The sequence below is a fragment of the Pseudarthrobacter naphthalenicus genome (assembly GCF_029076445.1).
Classification (GTDB): domain Bacteria; phylum Actinomycetota; class Actinomycetes; order Actinomycetales; family Micrococcaceae; genus Arthrobacter; species Arthrobacter naphthalenicus.
The window spans coordinates 23,576-40,365 of sequence record NZ_JARESG010000017.1; the positions used below are offsets into that span (position 1 = coordinate 23,576).

General features: G+C 66.5%; 17 protein-coding genes. 12 read left to right on the forward strand and 5 right to left on the reverse strand.

Translation table 11 applies throughout. The features are described from left to right. Window positions 1-6 precede the first annotated feature (6 nt). The 4 genes from rpsO (at window position 7) to PY310_RS15880 (ending at window position 4,772) form a co-directional block, all read left to right on the forward strand. Entirely contained in the window at window positions 7-276 is a 270-nt protein-coding gene (gene rpsO / locus PY310_RS15865; protein WP_275215430.1) for a 30S ribosomal protein S15, read from the forward strand. A 246-nt stretch (window positions 277-522) separates the two neighbouring features. Continuing rightward, window positions 523-2,787 (forward strand): polyribonucleotide nucleotidyltransferase, encoded by a 2,265-nt coding sequence (locus PY310_RS15870; protein ID WP_275215494.1) that lies wholly within the window; start codon window positions 523-525, stop codon window positions 2,785-2,787. Window positions 2,788-2,913: 126 nt separating this feature from the next. Then, window positions 2,914-4,257, forward strand: a complete 1,344-nt coding sequence (locus PY310_RS15875) for a M16 family metallopeptidase (RefSeq protein ID WP_275215431.1) — start codon at window positions 2,914-2,916, stop codon at window positions 4,255-4,257. 53 nt (window positions 4,258-4,310) lie between these two features. Then, entirely contained in the window at window positions 4,311-4,772 is a 462-nt protein-coding gene (locus tag PY310_RS15880; protein ID WP_275215432.1) for a DUF1579 family protein, read from the forward strand. Between the two features lie 77 nt (window positions 4,773-4,849). Here PY310_RS15880 and PY310_RS15885 read toward each other — a convergent pair whose 3' ends face one another. Next, window positions 4,850-5,131 carry a hypothetical protein gene (locus PY310_RS15885; protein WP_275215433.1) on the reverse strand — a complete coding sequence of 94 codons (282 nt, stop codon included), beginning with the start codon at window positions 5,129-5,131 and terminating at the stop codon, window positions 4,850-4,852. Window positions 5,132-5,332: 201 nt separating this feature from the next. On the opposite strand from PY310_RS15885, the gene PY310_RS15890 reads away from it, so the two are divergent. After that, on the forward strand, window positions 5,333-6,550 hold the full coding sequence (locus tag PY310_RS15890) for a helix-turn-helix transcriptional regulator (RefSeq protein WP_275215434.1): 1,218 nt from the start codon (window positions 5,333-5,335) through the stop codon (window positions 6,548-6,550). A gap of 68 nt (window positions 6,551-6,618) precedes the next feature. Here PY310_RS15890 and PY310_RS15895 read toward each other — a convergent pair whose 3' ends face one another. The 3 genes from PY310_RS15895 to moaA form a co-directional block, all read right to left on the reverse strand. Then, complete coding sequence (locus PY310_RS15895) at window positions 6,619-8,121, reverse strand: HNH endonuclease signature motif containing protein (RefSeq protein ID WP_275215435.1); 1,503 nt, start codon at window positions 8,119-8,121, stop codon at window positions 6,619-6,621. Window positions 8,122-8,194: 73 nt separating this feature from the next. Then, entirely contained in the window at window positions 8,195-8,461 is a 267-nt protein-coding gene (locus tag PY310_RS15900) for a MoaD/ThiS family protein (protein ID WP_275215436.1), read from the reverse strand. Window positions 8,462-8,466: 5 nt separating this feature from the next. Further along, window positions 8,467-9,615, reverse strand: coding sequence for a GTP 3',8-cyclase MoaA (moaA, locus tag PY310_RS15905; RefSeq protein WP_275215437.1), 1,149 nt, complete (start codon window positions 9,613-9,615; stop codon window positions 8,467-8,469). A gap of 200 nt (window positions 9,616-9,815) precedes the next feature. Here moaA and PY310_RS15910 point away from each other — a divergent pair, with 200 nt between their 5' ends. The 7 genes from PY310_RS15910 (at window position 9,816) to PY310_RS15940 (ending at window position 15,523) form a co-directional block, all read left to right on the forward strand. Next, window positions 9,816-11,381, forward strand: a complete 1,566-nt coding sequence (locus tag PY310_RS15910) for a molybdopterin-dependent oxidoreductase (RefSeq protein ID WP_275215495.1) — start codon at window positions 9,816-9,818, stop codon at window positions 11,379-11,381. Window positions 11,382-11,404: 23 nt separating this feature from the next. Further along, complete coding sequence (locus PY310_RS15915) at window positions 11,405-12,664, forward strand: molybdopterin molybdotransferase MoeA (protein WP_275215496.1); 1,260 nt, start codon at window positions 11,405-11,407, stop codon at window positions 12,662-12,664. Then, the gene (gene moaC, locus PY310_RS15920; protein ID WP_275215438.1) at window positions 12,652-13,146 is read left to right on the forward strand and encodes a cyclic pyranopterin monophosphate synthase MoaC; all 495 of its coding nucleotides are present in this window, start codon (window positions 12,652-12,654) and stop codon (window positions 13,144-13,146) included. Before PY310_RS15915 ends, moaC begins: the two co-directional genes overlap by 13 nt. Continuing rightward, window positions 13,143-13,724, forward strand: coding sequence for a MogA/MoaB family molybdenum cofactor biosynthesis protein (locus PY310_RS15925; protein WP_275215439.1), 582 nt, complete (start codon window positions 13,143-13,145; stop codon window positions 13,722-13,724). Before moaC ends, PY310_RS15925 begins: the two co-directional genes overlap by 4 nt. Continuing rightward, a complete protein-coding gene (locus tag PY310_RS15930) occupies window positions 13,714-14,175 on the forward strand; it encodes a molybdenum cofactor biosynthesis protein MoaE (RefSeq protein ID WP_275215440.1) in 462 nt (153 codons plus the stop codon). Before PY310_RS15925 ends, PY310_RS15930 begins: the two co-directional genes overlap by 11 nt. A gap of 94 nt (window positions 14,176-14,269) precedes the next feature. Continuing rightward, the gene (gene dapB, locus PY310_RS15935) at window positions 14,270-15,040 is read left to right on the forward strand and encodes a 4-hydroxy-tetrahydrodipicolinate reductase (protein ID WP_275215441.1); all 771 of its coding nucleotides are present in this window, start codon (window positions 14,270-14,272) and stop codon (window positions 15,038-15,040) included. A 3-nt stretch (window positions 15,041-15,043) separates the two neighbouring features. Then, on the forward strand, window positions 15,044-15,523 hold the full coding sequence (locus PY310_RS15940; protein WP_275215443.1) for a hypothetical protein: 480 nt from the start codon (window positions 15,044-15,046) through the stop codon (window positions 15,521-15,523). Here PY310_RS15940 and PY310_RS15945 read toward each other — a convergent pair. Further along, window positions 15,520-16,755 (reverse strand): heparan-alpha-glucosaminide N-acetyltransferase domain-containing protein, encoded by a 1,236-nt coding sequence (locus PY310_RS15945; protein ID WP_275215444.1) that lies wholly within the window; start codon window positions 16,753-16,755, stop codon window positions 15,520-15,522. The two genes, PY310_RS15940 and PY310_RS15945, sit on opposite strands and share 4 nt — an antisense overlap. Window positions 16,756-16,790: the final 35 nt, after the last annotated feature.

Here is a 16,790-nt window from a genome sequence, read left to right on the forward strand (position 1 = left end):
GTTATTGTGGCACTTGACGTCGCTGTAAAGCAGTCCATCATCAAGGATTTCGCAACGTCTGAGGGCGATACCGGTTCACCGGAGGTCCAGGTTGCAGTCCTGACCCAGCGGATCAAGGATCTGACTGAGCACATGAAGGAGCACAAGCACGATTACCACACCCAGCGCGGTCTGCTGGCCATGGTTGGTCGTCGCAAGCGCATGCTTTCTTACCTCAAGAAGACTGACATCACCCGCTACCGTGCGCTCATCGAGCGCCTCGGCCTGCGTCGCTAGTCAGGTATTAGGGGCGGCCCTTTCCTTACGGATCGGGCCGCCTTCTTCAGAAGAAAACTAAACAGGAGGATCAACCGCATCACGCATTCGCGGTCCTCGGTAGTGATCTCCGGGAACGGCTTCCACGAGGGAAGCCCCGGCCCGTGGGTCTCGATCGATGACCGGGTGCAGTGCAGGCCAGTAGACAGATGCTGGCCTGGGTTGATGCGGCTGGGCTCCGTTAATCAGGAAACGGAGGTGACTCTCTTGGAGGGTCCCGAAATCCAGTTCTCAGAAGCAGTCATTGACAATGGCCGCTTTGGCAAGCGTGTAATCCGCTTTGAAACCGGCCGACTTGCCAAGCAGGCAGCCGGCGCAGCAATGGTGTACATCGACGAAGACACCGCGCTGCTGTCCGCCACCACCGCCGGCAAGCACCCGCGCGAAGGCTTCGACTTCTTCCCGCTCACGGTTGACGTCGAAGAGCGCATGTACGCCGCCGGCCGCATCCCGGGCTCGTTCTTCCGCCGTGAAGGCCGTCCGTCCACCGAAGCCATCCTGGCTTGCCGCCTCATGGACCGCCCGCTGCGTCCGGCCTTCGTCAAGGGCCTGCGCAACGAGGTCCAGATCGTGGTGACCGTCCTGGCCATCAACCCCGACGAGCTCTACGACGTGGTGGCCATCAACGCCTCCTCCATGTCCACCCAGCTCTCCGGCCTTCCGTTCTCCGGCCCCATCGGCGGCGTCCGCGTTGCCCTCGTTGCCGACGAGAACGGCTCGCAGTGGGTTGCCTTCCCCAAGCACTCCCAGCTTGAGAAGTCCGTGTTCAACATGGTTGTAGCCGGCCGTACTGTGTCCGGTCCGGACGGGGACGACGTCGCCATCATGATGGTCGAAGCCGAAGCGACCGACAACTCCTGGAACCTCATCAAGGAACAGGGCGCCACGGCCCCCACCGAAGAGGTTGTCTCCGAGGGCCTCGAGGCTGCCAAGCCGTTCATCAAGGCGCTGTGCGACGCACAGGCTGACCTGGCTGCTCGCGCTGCCAAGCCCACCGTGGAGTTCCCGGTCTTCCTGGACTACCAGGACGACGTCTACTCAGCTGTTGAGGCCGCCGCCGCCGAGAAGCTGGCCGCTGTCTTCCAGATCGCGGACAAGCAGGACCGCGATGTCGCATCGGACGAACTGAAGGACGAGGTCACCTCTTCCCTCGCCGGCCAGTTCGAGGGCCGCGAGAAGGAGCTGTCCGCAGCATTCCGCTCGGTCACCAAGCAGGTTGTGCGCCAGCGCATCCTCAAGGACCAGATCCGCATCGACGGCCGTGGCCTGACGGACATCCGCCAGCTCACTGCCGAGGTTGAGGTTCTGCCCCGCGTGCACGGTTCGGCGATCTTCGAGCGTGGTGAAACCCAGATCCTGGGCGTCACCACGCTGAACATGCTGAAGATGGAACAGCAGATCGACTCGCTGTCACCCGTCACGCGCAAGCGCTACATGCACAACTACAACTTCCCGCCGTACTCCACCGGTGAGACCGGCCGCGTGGGCTCACCCAAGCGCCGCGAAATCGGCCACGGTGCCCTGGCAGAACGCGCCCTCGTGCCCGTGCTGCCGTCCCGCGAGGAGTTCCCGTACGCCATCCGCCAGGTGTCTGAGGCTCTCAGCTCCAACGGTTCGACGTCGATGGGTTCAGTCTGTGCCTCCACGCTATCCATGCTCAACGCTGGTGTGCCGCTGAAGGCAGCTGTTGCAGGTATCGCCATGGGCCTGGTCTCCGACCAGGTTGACGGCCAGACCCGCTACGCAGCCCTCACTGACATCCTGGGCGCCGAAGATGCTTTCGGCGACATGGACTTCAAGGTTGCCGGCACGTCCGAGTTCGTCACGGCCATCCAGCTGGACACCAAGCTGGACGGCATCCCCGCTTCCGTACTGGCAGCAGCACTGAAGCAGGCCCGTGAAGCCCGCCTGCACATCCTGGATGTCATCAACTCCGCGATCGACACCCCGGATGAGCTCTCCGAGTTCGCGCCGCGCGTCATCGCGGTCAAGATCCCGGTTGACAAGATCGGCGAGGTCATTGGGCCCAAGGGCAAGATGATCAACCAGATCCAGGAAGACACCGGCGCTGACATCTCCATCGAGGATGACGGCACGGTCTACATTGGCGCCACCAACGGTCCGTCTGCAGATGCAGCACGCTCCGCGATCAACGCCATTGCCAACCCGCAGATCCCGGAAATCGGCGAGCGTTACCTGGGTACGGTCGTCAAGACCACCACCTTCGGTGCCTTCATCTCCCTGACCCCGGGCAAGGACGGCCTCCTGCACATCTCCGAACTGCGCAAGCTCGCCAACGGCAAGCGCGTGGACAACGTGGATGACGTGGTTTCCGTCGGCCAGAAGATTCAGGTGGAAATCACCAAGATCGACGACCGTGGCAAGCTGTCGCTTTCTCCCGTAGTGGCTGAAGAGGAAGGCGCTGGCGACAGCGTTGACGCTTCCGTTGCCGAGGCTGTCGAAGCGGAGTAGCCCACTGACGCCGAGTAACATGCTCCGGCGTCTCAGCATGAATCGGCGGGGCCGGTGGATGATCCACCGGCCCCGCCGCTGTTACGATGGCAGCCAGATCCGGCTGCCGCTCCTGAAAGGCTTCAATTGACTGTTGTACCCCTGCCGCTTGAGCAGAACCAGCCCGGCGATACCCTGGTCCACGGCTCCGACGGCGGCTCTGTTGTCCGGCGTTCGGTGTTGCCCGGTGGCGTGCGGGTACTCACCGAAGCGATGCCGGGCCAGCGCTCGGCAACCATCGGGTTTTGGGTAGGGGTAGGCTCACGCGACGAGGCGCCGGGCCAGCACGGCTCCACGCACTTCCTGGAGCACCTCCTGTTCAAGGGCACCAAGCGCCGGACCGCCCTGGAAATCGCCTCGGCGTTCGACGAGGTGGGCGGAGAGTCCAATGCCGCCACGGCCAAGGAGAGCACCTGCTACTTCGCCCGGGTGCTGGACACCGACCTGCCGATGGCCATTGACGTGATCGCGGACATGATCACCGGGGCCGTTCTTGACCCGGCCGAGATGGAGCAGGAACGCGACGTCATCCTCGAAGAGATCGCCATGGACAGCGACGACCCCACAGATGTGGCGCACGAAAACTTTGTTGCCGCCGTGCTCGGCACGCACCCCCTGGGCCGGCCCATCGGTGGCACCCCGGACGCGATCCGGGCTGTCGCCCGTGACTCGGTCTGGGATCATTACCGGCGCTACTACCGCCCGGACGAGCTGGTGATCACCGCCGCGGGCGGCCTGGAGCACGACGTCGTCTGCAACCTCGTGGTGGATGCGCTCCACAGCGCAGGGTGGTCCCTTGAGTCCACGGCAGCACCCGTGGAGCGGCGTTCCACCGAGCGTGCCGAGATCGTTGGCACTGCCGGGCTGCACGTGGTCAAGCGTGCCGTGGAGCAGGCCAACATCATCATGGGGTGTCCCACCATCGTGGCCACCGATGATCGCCGTTATGTCATGAGTGTCCTCAACGCTGTCCTGGGCGGCGGGATGTCCTCACGGCTGTTCCAGGAAATCCGCGAGAAGCGCGGGCTTGTCTACTCCACCTACTCGTTCGCCTCGTCCTACGCAGACGCCGGCTACTTCGGGATGTACGCCGGGTGCACCCCGTCCAAGGTCCGCCAGGTGCTGGATCTGCTGGGGCGGGAGCTGGACAAGCTCGCCGAAGGCGGGATCTCCGATGACGAACTCCGCAAAGCCGTCGGCCAGCTCTGCGGCGGCATCGTCCTGGCCCTCGAGGACACCGGTTCCCGCATGTCCCGCCTGGGCCGTGCCGAGCTCGTCTCCGGTGAGTACCAGGACATTGACGAAACCCTCCGGCTCATCAAGTCAGTCACCGTTCAGGAGGTCCAGGACCTGGCCCGGGAACTGGCGGCCGCGCCACGCACTGTCACTGTCGTGGGGCCGTTCGAGGAAACCGAGACTTTCGGCCTCTGACAAGGAGCGCTGCGCGGCTAACGGGAACGGTGGCGGCCCGCCATAATGTAGCCATGACGCATCCTCAGCCCGGCACTGTGCACGCCGTGCTTGAAGACTTTCTGGGGCGCTGGCGGGGCACCACGCGGATTGCAGCTTCCGCGTGGGCTCCTGAACATACGGCGTCGGCTGAGGTGAATTACACCCGCGCCGCCGGCGGCTACGCCGTGGTGCAGAGCTACCGGCATACCGAACCTGACGGCAGCCACTTTGAAGGCCACGGCGTGTTTACTGTCGACCCTGACCATAACGACGTTCTCTGGTACTACGTGGACAGCCTCGGCCAAACGCCCGCGGCGCCCTCGCGGTGCATGTGGCAGGACGGTGTTCTCCGGGTGGAGCGCCGCAGCGACCGGGGAACGGCCCGCCATACTTTTCGTGTGGACGACGGAGTGCTGACCCACACCGCCGAGCTGCGGTTCGGCGATAGTGCCGGCTTCATCCCGTTCATGACCTCAGAGTGCCGCCGCGCCTGAGACGCTGCCGACCCGGCTCGCTTGTTCGGGCAGACTCAGTGTTGCCCTGCCGGTGCCCTCCCACGCTGGCTGCCGCCTCAGCCCACGGTTTCCAGGATCCGGGTCTGCGGGGCCCCGTGCAAAGCAGGAGAAGCGGCGGATGAGTTCCATACCTTGGTTTGAAGATTCGACAGCACTTCCTCGGCCTGGTTGAGGTTAGCGAAGTCAAGCTCCACCACGACGTAGTGGGAGTCGTCCACCGGCCGGGAAATCCTGTGGCGGACCACCCCGGAGGCTGCCCGGTCCAACGGGTCCCGGTCGAAGGCCTGTTTCCACAGGCCGAAGTCCCTGATCCCGTGCTCTATGTGAAGGGTGTACATAACAGACTCTCCTTAGGTGTGCGGCAGCGTTCCCGGGCCCCTGCAGTTACCGGTGTATTCCTCGAGGGGTTTTCTCACCGTAGATGTCCGTCACACAGGGATCCATCCCAGAAATCTGGGGGTCTGGCCGGGAAGCGGCAGCGAGGTTCCACGTCGGCACTGTTCCCGCGGAGAGTGCTGTCCTGGCTGCATACTGAGTGAATGATGACCGGAGCGTCCCGGAAGCGGAGCCTGGAACGGATCAGCCTCCTTGGTGACTTGATTCCGGACCATCACGCGCTGCGTGCCGGTGTGCTGTCCGAGCTGGGCCGCGTCATTCCTTTCAGCGCCTTCGTCTGGCCACTTTCAGACCCTGCCACGGGAACGGGAATTTCCCCCATGGCCCGGATTCCATGCCCGGAGGATCTGCCGCTGCTGATCCGGCTGAAGTATCTGACGACGGTAGGACGCTGGACCACTCTTGCGGGCAGGGGATCGCCGGTGACAACGCTGTTGAGTGAAACTGGCGGCAATCCCTCGCAGAGCCTTGTCTGGGATATTTTGCTGAACCGCTACGGGGTGGTGGACGTTTTGTATGCGGGCTTCGCCGACAAATATGGCTACTGGGGCTGGCTCGATTTGTGGCGGACGGCTGAGCAAGGCGCTTTCACTGCCGACGAGGTTCGATATGTGGCGGCAGCAGTCAGCAGAGTGACTCCGGCACTTCGCCGGTCAGTTTCCAGACAGTTTTTCAGAGCGGGGCCAGTTCCCCCACCCGCAGACGCACCCGACGACAGCCGTCCGCGAGGGAGCGGCCCTTCGGACGTTGGCGGAACCCCGGGTGTTGGCGGAACCCCGGATGTTGGCAGAACCCCGGATGTTGGCGGAACCCGGAAAGTGGACCTGCCCCAACAGGGCGTCCTGACCCTCAGCGAGGACATGGCGGTGCTGGGCGGCACGGTTTCCATTGACGAATGGCTCGGACTGCTCCAGCCTGGGCCCGAGCCCTACCAACATGTTCCGGCCGAGGTTTTGAACGTCGCCGCCCAACTACTGGCTCTGGAGGCGGGAGTGGATCGCCACCCTGCGTGGTCCCGGGTGTATTTGGGGGCGGGTCGATGGGCCATGCTGAGGGCCAGCCGGATGGGCCCCGCCGCTCCAGCAACTTCGCATCGGGAGGCGACGCCTCCGCTGGCGGTCACGATCCAGGCGTGTCCTCCTGAGGAACGGCTGGATATTTTCGCCCGTAGCTTTGGTCTGACACCACGGCAAAGGCAGTTGCTGGAGTTGGCCGCGGGCGGCAGGGACACCGTTGCAATGGCTAAAACCTTGGGAATCAGCACCTACACCGTACAAGATCAGTTCAAACAGATATTTGATGCCTGTGCAGTGCATACCCGGGCGGCCCTACTGGCCATGGCACTGGGCACAGCCCTATGAACAGGGGCGAGGCAAACTGGGGCAACCACAGCTCCTCAGGGCGTCCAGGCAGACGTCTGCCGGGGCCTTTAGCGATCGTCCGGGAAGTCGCGGCCGTCCGGTTGCCCCGGCTGGTGGGCAGGGTCGCCGCAGTCCAGGAGATCGGACTCGACACCATTGGACAGGAGTTCTGGCTGCTTTTCTGGCCAGTGGGGTGGTTCCCAGTCCGGGTGTTCGCTTTGGTAGTGGCGTCCGGCCGGTGAGTTCCAGCCGGGTGGTTCGTTCTGCGTGGGCTGGGTGGGTGTCCAGGCGGAGGTATGCCGGAGCCGGTGATGACGCCGGCAAGGATGACCCAAATTGCTGATCCCGGTGGTGCCGCCGTCGGCCCAGGCCAGGACGTGGTCCGCGTCGTTGTCCAGGGACTGGTTGCTGCAGCCGGGGAACGGGCACTTCGCATCCCGAAGCCGGAGCCATTGGCGAAGGGCCTTGGTGATCCGGTAGCTGGTCCGGCCGATCTCCAGGGGCGCTCCGTCCCGGGGGTCGATCAGGACGCGGTGGAACGACTCAGCACCGTCGGCAATCAGCCGGCGGGCCATGGACGGCGGGATGGGCCCGTACCCGTCGAGGGTGGCGGGCTCCTCGGTGAGGCCCATCAGCGCGAACACGGGCACCGTCACCAGAACCTGGGCCTTCGGTGACGGAACCCGGCCAGCACACCCCGCTCCGGCGCCGGCCAACTCACCTGCCCCATCCGTGGTCCCGTCCGTGTGAAGGTCGGCGGCGAGGAGTAAGCCGGCGAGGACGTCGGCGCGTAGCTGGCTGAGGGTCCGGATCTCGGTAGGGCCCTGGAGGGCGCGGGCGTCCGCGGTGGTTCGCGCCCAGATCCCGGAGGCCTGATCGGCGGGCAGGTAGGCAGAGATCCAGGCCATCCCGTCCCGGTCCGGGCAGTACTCCACCCGCCGGTCCGCAACGCCCTTGGTGTGGCGTTGTTCGATGCTGTCCGGGTGGTGGCGTTCGCGCCAGGTCCGGGCTTTGGCGCGGAACCGGCCGGGGGTCATCTCCCCGGCCGGGCAACCGCGGGCGGGGTTGGGGTCGTCCGGGTCCAGGAAGTGTGCCTCCAGCGCAGCCGCGGCGGCCGGGTCCAGGTTGAGGGTTTCGTCCACCACGACCCGGGCGTGCTGCCACGAAATCGCGCCTAGTTCAAGCGCTGCCAGGGTCAGCGGCAGAACAGAACGCAAGCGGTGTGCTTCGCCCAGGAGCGCGCTGCCGTTGCGTTCGCTCACCGTCAGGGCACAGGACACCTCGGCCACGATACTCATCTCTTGGGCGGTGTGCTCCTCCGGCGACACAGGAGGTCCCAACAAGGCCTCCGCTGCGCCGACGTACCGTCCAGCCAGATGGATTCGCACGGCGGCCACTTGGGCATCAATCCGGCTGACCTGAGCGAGCCCGTCCAGGAAATCATCCGCTGACTGCCGCAGCGGATCCGCCGTACCGGAGCCGGGCGATTCTTCAGCCCGCAATGAGGCAACCAGCGCGGAGGCAGAGGCCGCTAATGCCTCTGCCGCCTTCACCGCCGCTCCGCGCTCCATACCTCAAGCATCACAGACAGGTCCGACAAAAACCGCGGAGCTAAGCGGCTATGTGGATAACCTGAAGAGTCGCTTATCCGCCGGCGAACGGCGGTAACACGTCCACGACGTCGCCCGGGTTCAACACTGTGGAGCGGTCCCTCACGGCCACTTCGTTCAGGAGGAAACTGCTCCGGCCCAGGAGACGTTCCAGGGGCGGGGTGCCAACAGGCGGTTCGGCGCGTTCCACGGCCAGGACAGCCTGCAGCAAGTCAGCGACGGTCGCCCCCGGGGCCAGGTTGAAACCCTCTTCTTCCACACCGGCGGCGGCGCGCGCGGCAGCGAAGTAACGTACGTTCACGAAAGTCAGCCTCCGATGGCGCTCATGCTGCGGTCCGGCTGGACGAAGTCCGCCGCACCGAGACCCGTATGGTCCATTCCGTGCGCCTTGGGCTTGACCCACATGGCGTCCTGCCAGCGTTCGGCCAAGGCTTCATCGCCGGCCCCCTGGCGAAGAAGACCAAGCAAATCGAACTCTTCCCGCGAGAACAGGCAACTCATGATCTTGCCCTCGGCGGTGATCCGGGTACGCCGGCAGTCCGCGCAGAACGGCTCGGTAACTGAGGCGATGATCCCCACGGTACCCAGCACCGGACCCTCAGCGCCAAGCTGCTCCGAACCAGAATCAACCGGACCCGCAACACCAGCCACCCGGCGTCGTACTTCAAACCGCTCGGCGGGGGCGCCGTCCCGGGCGCGCGGGTCCGGGCTCAGGACGTAGTCCACGGACAGCAGCGAACGGATTTCAGCCGCCGTGATCATGTTCCGGCGGGTCCAGCCATGGTCGGCGTCCAGTGGCATCTGTTCGATAAAGCGCAGCTCATAGCCGCGGTCCAGCGCCCAGGCGAGCAGGGCCGGGGATTCCGCATCGTTGATGCCGCGCATCAGGACGGCGTTGAGCTTGACGGGGCCCAGCCCCGCTGCCCACGCGGCGTCCACTCCGGCGAGCACGCGGTCCAGGAACGGGCGGCGGGTGAGTTTGGTGAACGTCTCTTCATGGAGCGAGTCCAGGGACACGTTGATGCGGGTGAGGCCCGCAGCCTTAAGCGCCGCGGCTTTCTTATCCAGCCCCACCCCGTTGGTGGTCATGGAGATCGGCAGGTCCGGATGGTTGCTCCGGAGCGCGGCGATGATATCCACCAGGTCCGCCCTGACCAACGGCTCCCCGCCCGTCAGCCGAAGTTCCCGGACACCTAGCAGCTCCACGCCGATCCGGACAATCCGTACGATCTCGTCGGCGGTCATCACAGCCTGCTTGGCGAGCCACTCAAGACCTTCGGCCGGCATGCAGTAGGTACAGCGCAGATTGCACTTGTCCGTCAGCGATAACCGCATATCGGTGGCGCGGCGGCCAAACCGGTCAGCGAGCCCCGCCGGCGCGTCCGCCGGCCGGGCGGGCGGCAGGCCGGGGCCAGTACCGTCCCGGGGTTCTGGCATGCCTAGCTGAACGCTCATGAATTCAGGCTACGCCACCGGAGGCCCGAGCATCACGTCCGTGTCGCCGGCGCTCGATTGCGGCGTCGGGAACGCGGCCGCCACCCCTGCTCCGATATGCAGCAGACTCCGGTGCCGCACGGCCGCCGCGAACCTATGCTGGAGGAGTGAAGAGGTCACAGCCACCGCAGGAAACGGCCGACGACGGCGTGAACTTCGGAATGCGGCCCGGCAGCCCCCGTTCCGCTCGAGGCAGCCGGCGCCGGGCAGGTGCGGCGGGCCTGGTATCCGCGGTGGCGGCCGTGGTGGCCGGCGAGCTGCTCGCCGGAGCGCTGAGCCCCTCCCTGTCACCGCTGACGGCAGTGGGCGGGGCTTTGATCGACGCCCTTCCGCCGGGGGTGAAGGAGTGGGCCGTCAGTCTGTTTGGCACGTCCGACAAAGCCGTCTTCGTCACGGGCATGCTGATCGTCATCTCGACCGTCGGCGCTGTCGCAGGAGTCCTGGAGCAACGCAAACGATTTGCCGGGGCAGCCGTGATTGCCGTCTTTGGGCTGGTGGGGCTCGCCGCCGTCCTGTCCCGCGCACAGCTGACTCCCGGTGCCGTGCCGGTGCCGCTGGCCGCAGCGGCTGCCGGCGTACTCCTGTTGCGATTCCTTATCCGCAGGCTTCACGAGGACTCTTCAGCTGACAGTCTGGCCCCGGAGGAAGCGCGCGGCACCGGGCGACGCACGTTCCTGCAGGCCCTGGCCGCCACGGCAGCGGTGACATCCGTCGGCGGGCTCGTTGCCGGCGTTTGGCGTGGCGCGGCCGCGGGCATCAGCACCGCCCGGGAGAAGCTGAAACTGCCCGCTCCGGCTTCTGCAGCGCCGGCGATTCCGGCGGGTGCTCAGGTGGGTCTGGGCGGCATGGTTCCACTGGTGACGCCAAGCAGGGATTTCTACCGCATCGACACCGCCCTGATCGTCCCGGTCATTGACCCCTCGACGTGGACCCTGCGCGTCACGGGGATGGTAGACCAGGAGATCGAACTCAACCTGGCCGGCCTGCTGGCCAAACCATTGATTGAACGGCATGTCACCATCGCCTGCGTGTCCAACGAAGTGGGCGGGGACCTGATCGGCAACGCCCGCTGGCTTGGGTGGCCGGTGCGGGAACTGCTCGCCATGGCACGCCCGCAACCCGGTGCGGACATGGTGCTGTCCCGAAGTTCCGACGGCTGGACGGCCGGCACCCCGCTGGAAGTCCTCACCGATGACAGGGACGCCATGCTCGCAGTGGGAATGAACGGCGAGCCACTGCCGCTGGAACACGGTTTCCCGGTGCGGATGATGGTGCCCGGCCTCTACGGCTATGTCTCGGCCACCAAATGGCTTACGGAACTCAAAGTAACCAGGTTCGCCAACGACGAAGGCTATTGGACACCCCGCGGCTGGTCCGAACGCGGCCCGATCAAGACAGCATCCCGGATCGATGTACCGCGCAGCGGCAGGGGAGTGCGGGCGGGCCGGGTGATGTTCGGGGGTGTGGCCTGGGCGCAGCACAGGGGCATCGCCAAAGTGGAGCTGCGTGTCAACCGCGGCCCGTGGCAGCAGGCCGACCTCGCCCCTGGCATCTCCCTGGATACCTGGTACCAGTGGCAGCTGGGCATCGACCTGACTCCCGGCCAGTACGAGGTCCAGGTCCGCGCCACGGATAACAACGGTGACCCGCAGGCTGAGGAACCCCGGCCGGTTGTGCCGGACGGGGCCACCGGCTTCCACACCATTAGAGTTGACGTGAATCCATGACGGCGTCCACCGAAGGCAGGATCATGCACAGCCCCCCGCACCCGCACGGCGGTGCCCCAAACGGCGGCGCCCCGCACCAGGCACGGTCCGTTGCCCGGCACCGCGACGCGGTCACCGAACTGCTTGCGCCGCTGCTGGCCGAGGGCAAGACCGAGTCCTTGCCGCTCCGTGACGCGCTGGGCAGGGGGCTCGCCCAGGACCTGGCCGCGCCCCTGAGCCTCCCGCCGTTCGCGAACTCCCAAATGGACGGCTTCGCCATCAACAGCGCAGACCTGCCCGACGGCGGGGCGGAGCTCAGGGTGGTTGACCCCGTTCCGGCTGGTGCCACACCCGCAGCCCTTGACCGCGGCTGCGCCGCCCCCATCATGACCGGTGCCGTGATCCCTTCCGGGGCCGACGCCGTCGTGCCCGTGGAACGTGCGGCTCCGGACCGGTTCCCGGCTCCCGGGGTGAGGAGCACGGTGTGGTTGCCCGCGACGGCGGAGGGAACCTTCGTGCGCGCCGCAGGCAGCGACATTGCGGCGGGGGAGCGTGCGCTGGCGGCCGGAACGTTCCTGGGGCCGGCGCAGCTGGGACTGCTCGCGGCCCTCGGCATTGGGGAAGTGACGGTACACCGGACACTCACGGTTCTGCTGGCCACCACCGGGGACGAAGTGGTTGAGCCAGGGCGTCCCCTGCCGGCAGGGAAGATCTACGACTCCAACGGCACCCTCCTCGAAAGCGCCATGCGCCAGGCCGGGCTGACCGTGGTGCGTACGGCCATCTCCTCCGACCGGCCGGAAGAACTCCGGGCCCTGCTGCGCAGCCACATCGGAGCCGTGGACCTGATCGTCACCACCGGCGGGGTCAGCAAGGGAGCCTACGAAGTGGTCCGGCAGGCGATGGACGGGCAGCCGGCCGAGTTTGTGCACGTGGCCATGCAGCCCGGCGGTCCGCAGGGCATTGGCCAATTCGAGGGCGTCCCCTTCCTGGGATTCCCCGGAAACCCGGTGAGCTGCCTGGTGTCCTTTGAAATGTTCCTGCGGCCGGTGCTGTCCGACATGTTTGGCTCACCCACCCGCCGGATCTCGCTTCCGGCGCGGCTGGCGCACGGCCTCACGTCACCGGAACACAAACACCAGGTCCGGCGGGGAAGCTTCCGCAGTGACGGCACCGTCCGTCTGGAGGGTGGGGACAGCTCCCACCTCATGCATGCCCTGGCGGGCTCCAATGCGCTCGTTCATGTCCCGGTGGGAGTCTCGGCGCTCGCAGAGGGCGACGAGGTGGAAGTATGGATGTCGTGAATCCAGAACAAAGCCCGTCGGCACTGACCCATCTTCGCCAGGACGGCAGCGCCCAGATGGTGGACGTGTCCAACAAGGCCGAAACCACCCGGGAAGCCACCGCCACGGCCACCGTCCGCACCACCCGTGAAGTGCTGGGCCTGCTCGGCTCCGGCGGCCTGCCCAAGGGTGACGCCCTCGCCGTGGCACGGGTAGCCGGGATCATGGCCGCCAAGAAGACCCCGGAACTCGTTCCGCTCTGCCACCCGCTGCCCCTCTCCAAGGTCACCGTCGACTTCGAGCTCGGCCCGGAATCCGTGGGCATCCTTGCCACGGTCAAGACCCGCGGTGTCACGGGAGTCGAAATGGAGGCGCTGACGGCGGCGTCCGTCGCCGCGCTCAGTGTTTACGACATGATCAAGGCCGTGGACAAGCATGCAGTACTGACAGACATCAAAGTGCTGGCGAAAAGCGGCGGCAAGAGCGGGGACTGGACACTATGAACGCAAGCACCGGTAGCACCGAAAACACCGATGGCACCCTCGTGACGGAGCCGCAGGCACCTGAGCCGCATCCGCACGCGAACCACACTCACGGCGACGTGCAGGGCCGGAGGGCCGGGGTTGTCATCGCCTCCACCCGGGCCGCGGCCGGCCTGTACGAGGATGAGACCGGCCCGGTGATCATTGACTGGCTGACGGAACACGGCTTCGAGGCCTACCCCGCCATGGTGGTGCCGGATGGTGAGCCCGTAGGCGCGGCCATCCGGGCGCTCCTCACCCAGCACCCCGCCGTCGTTATTACCAGCGGCGGCACCGGGCTCAGCCCCGATGACCGGACGCCGGACATGACCCTGCCCCTGCTGGACCGGGAGATCCCGGGCATCATGGAGGCCATCAGGCGGGCGGGGGCGGCCAAAACGCCGCTTGCCGCGCTGAGCCGCGGTTATGCGGGCGCTGCCGGCGGCACGTTCATCGTCAACCTGCCAGGTTCGCCCAAGGGCGTGATGGACGGGCTTTCCGTCCTGGATCCCGTGATCGGGCACCTGTGTGACCAGTTGGAGGGCCGCAATGGGCACTGAATCAGTTTTCGAAGTGGTCCACGCCGTATTGAGTGCGGAGCCGATCTCCGTGGACCAGGCCATCGCCGCCGTCGAGTCGGACACCGCCGGGGCTGTTGTCAGCTTCAGCGGAGTGGTCAGGAATCACGACGGCGGCCGGCCCGTTGAGCGCTTAAGTTACAGCGCGCACCCCACGGCGCACCAGGTGATGGCCGACGTCGTCGCCCGGCTGGTTGCCGAGCACTCCGCAGGCGAACCCGGCACGCAGCCCGTCCGGATCTGGGCCGCGCACCGCATCGGCATGCTGGAAATTGGTGACCCTGCGCTGGTCTGTGCCGTCTCAGCCGCCCACCGCGGCCAGGCGTTTGCCGTGTGCTCCGAACTGGTGGACCGGATCAAGGACCAGGTTCCCATTTGGAAGGAACAGTTCTTCACGGACGGCACCGTCGAGTGGGTGGGCGCGGGCGGCTGACTCTGCCGCTTGCGTAGGGCGGTTGCCTAGGGCCGGCTGCCTCGGGGCGGCATTGATTCTGTCCCGTACCCGGCCCGACGGTAGGGTTAACGGCATGACCGAACAACATTCCGCTCCCGGCCGGGTGGCTGTCCTTGGCGCCAACGGGCGCATGGGCGCCGAAGCCGTCAAGGCCGTCGAAGCCGCCACCGATCTGACCCTCGTAGCCGCCCTGGGGCGTGGCGATTCGCTGGATCAGCTGGCCGCTGCCGGAGCCGAATACGTCGTGGACCTCACCGTTCCTGAAAGCACCGAAGCGAACGTGCGTTACGCCGTCGAGCACGGCATGCACGCGGTGGTGGGAACCACGGGATGGGATGCCGCCCGGCTCGCCGCCCTCGAAGCCCTCCTCGCGGAGCACCCGGAAACCGGCGTACTGATCGCGCCCAACTTTGCCCTCGGGTCAGTACTCGCCTCGGCATTCGCCGCGAAAGCCGCCCGCTACTTTGAATCCGTGGAAATCGTCGAACTGCACCATCCCGAGAAAGTGGATGCACCCTCCGGAACCGCCGTCCGCACCGCACAACTTATTGCCGCGGAACGAACAGCGGCTAACGTGCCCGCCAGCCCGGACGCAACCACCAGCGAACTCGCCGGCGCGCGCGGCTGCGACGTCGACGGAGTGCGCGTCCACAGCGTCAGGCTGCGCGGGCTCGTGGCCCACCAGGAGGTCCTGCTCGGCGGCCCGGGAGAGCAGCTGACCATCCGGCACGACTCCTTTGACCGTGCCTCTTTTATGCCCGGCGTGCTGCTGGGAGTCCGCAACGTCGCGGCACATCCGGGCCTGACGGTGGGCCTGGACGGCTACCTGGACCTGGGACTCTAGGCCGTGGGCGCTTTCCTCGCTGCATTCCGGACGAACCGCACCAAGATCTGGGTGGGGGCCGTTACGCTCCTTTTGGTCTTCTACCTTGTGGTTTCGTTCCAGCGCTCCATCCTGCTGCTTACGGACAACAACCTCGCCGCCAAAGCAATCGGAGCCGCGTATCTGGTGCTGCCAATCGTCGGCGCCTGGGCGCTGATCCGGGAGCTCATGTTCGGGGCCCGCACCGAGAAGATGGCCCGCATCCTGGAAGCCGAGGGCGGGCTGCCCGTGGACGACCTTCCCCGGACTCCCGCGGGCCGTATTATCCGGGCGGCCGCTGACCAGGAATTCGAGAAGTACAAGGCCGAAGCCGAAGCCGCACCCGACGACTGGCGCTCCTGGTTCCGCCTCAGCTGCGCCTACGACGCCGCCGGGGACCGGAAACGCGCCCGCGCCTCCATGCGGGACGCCGGCCGCCTCTTCCGCGGCAACGTTCCGGCCTAGACGGCACCTATCCGTCCGTTGTGGCCAAGCTGGTTGGCCGCGTGGCCCGCGTATTCCAGCGGCCCCCGCCACTTCAGGAGGACAAAAGCCGTTCCCACCATGATGGCCAGCGCGGCGTGCGCAAAGAACATACCGTCCTGGGTCCAGCCGGCCGGCAGCGGCTTCAGGTAAGACGCCGACACCACCCAGATGTGCACCGAGTAGAGCGTCAGGGTCATGGCGCCCGCTCCCCGCAGTGGCAGCAGGAGGTCCAGGTCCAGCCACTCCGCCAGTCTGCCGAGGAGGAGGCACGCGCCCACCACCGCCGCAGCCACCCCTGAGGTGTGTGCCAGGTCCAGGGGTGTGGCGGAATGCGGTGCAGCGGAGGCCAGCCACCACCACGATCCTTCCTGCCGGATTCCCGTGAGGTTGACCTGGAGCACGCTGTCCAGCGGGTAGCCGGGGGAGTTCAGCACCTGCTCCAGCGCGGCCCGGCCGCCCCAGTTCTCCATGGCCGCCGTCCCCAGCCCCTTGGCCAGGGCGGCCACGGCTGTGCCGCCGGTCAGCAACAGGATCTGCACTATGGCCTTGGTCAGTGCCAGCCGGCCAATCACCAGGCCGACCAGCAGATAGGCCAACCATTGGAAGACGGGGTAATAGCCGGTCAGGAACAGCTCACCCAGGAGCGGGAGCGGGGTGGACAGGTCCTCCCAGGACGGGTTGCGGCCCAGGTGAAGGGGCGGTTCAGCCGCCATCAGCCAGGGGCGGAGCAGGTAGGCGAGCACGGGTGAGAGCACCAGCCAGCCCGCCGCCCAGGCACAGAGTGCTTTCAGTTTCAGTCCCAGGAACGGCAGGACGCACAGAAACAGCAGCGCGTAGTGGACCAGGATGATGGCAACGTTGACTTCCAGTCCGCCGAGGGAGAGTCCGACGGCGGCAATCAGCAGCGCGCGCAGGGTTACGCCGCGGCGGGCAGCGTTGAGGGCGGTAGCCTCCGGCGGCACCTGCCTGCCGGTGGAGAGTGCCAGTCCGATGCCCGCGAGTACGGCGAAAAGAGCGGCCGCACGGCCGGAGAACGTCAGGCCGATCCAGGTGGGCGTGAGGTCTGCGTTGGGCTCGAACGTGGGCAACAGATGCGTGGCCATCATGCCGAGGAGCGCAAGGCCCCGGGCAGCGTCGATTCCCCGGAGCCGGCTGGCAGGGGAGGAGGGCCGTCGCGCCCGAGAGGGTCTTGCTGTGGCTCGGGACGTCATCAGGCGATGTTCTCACATCGAACCTTCCGCCCCCA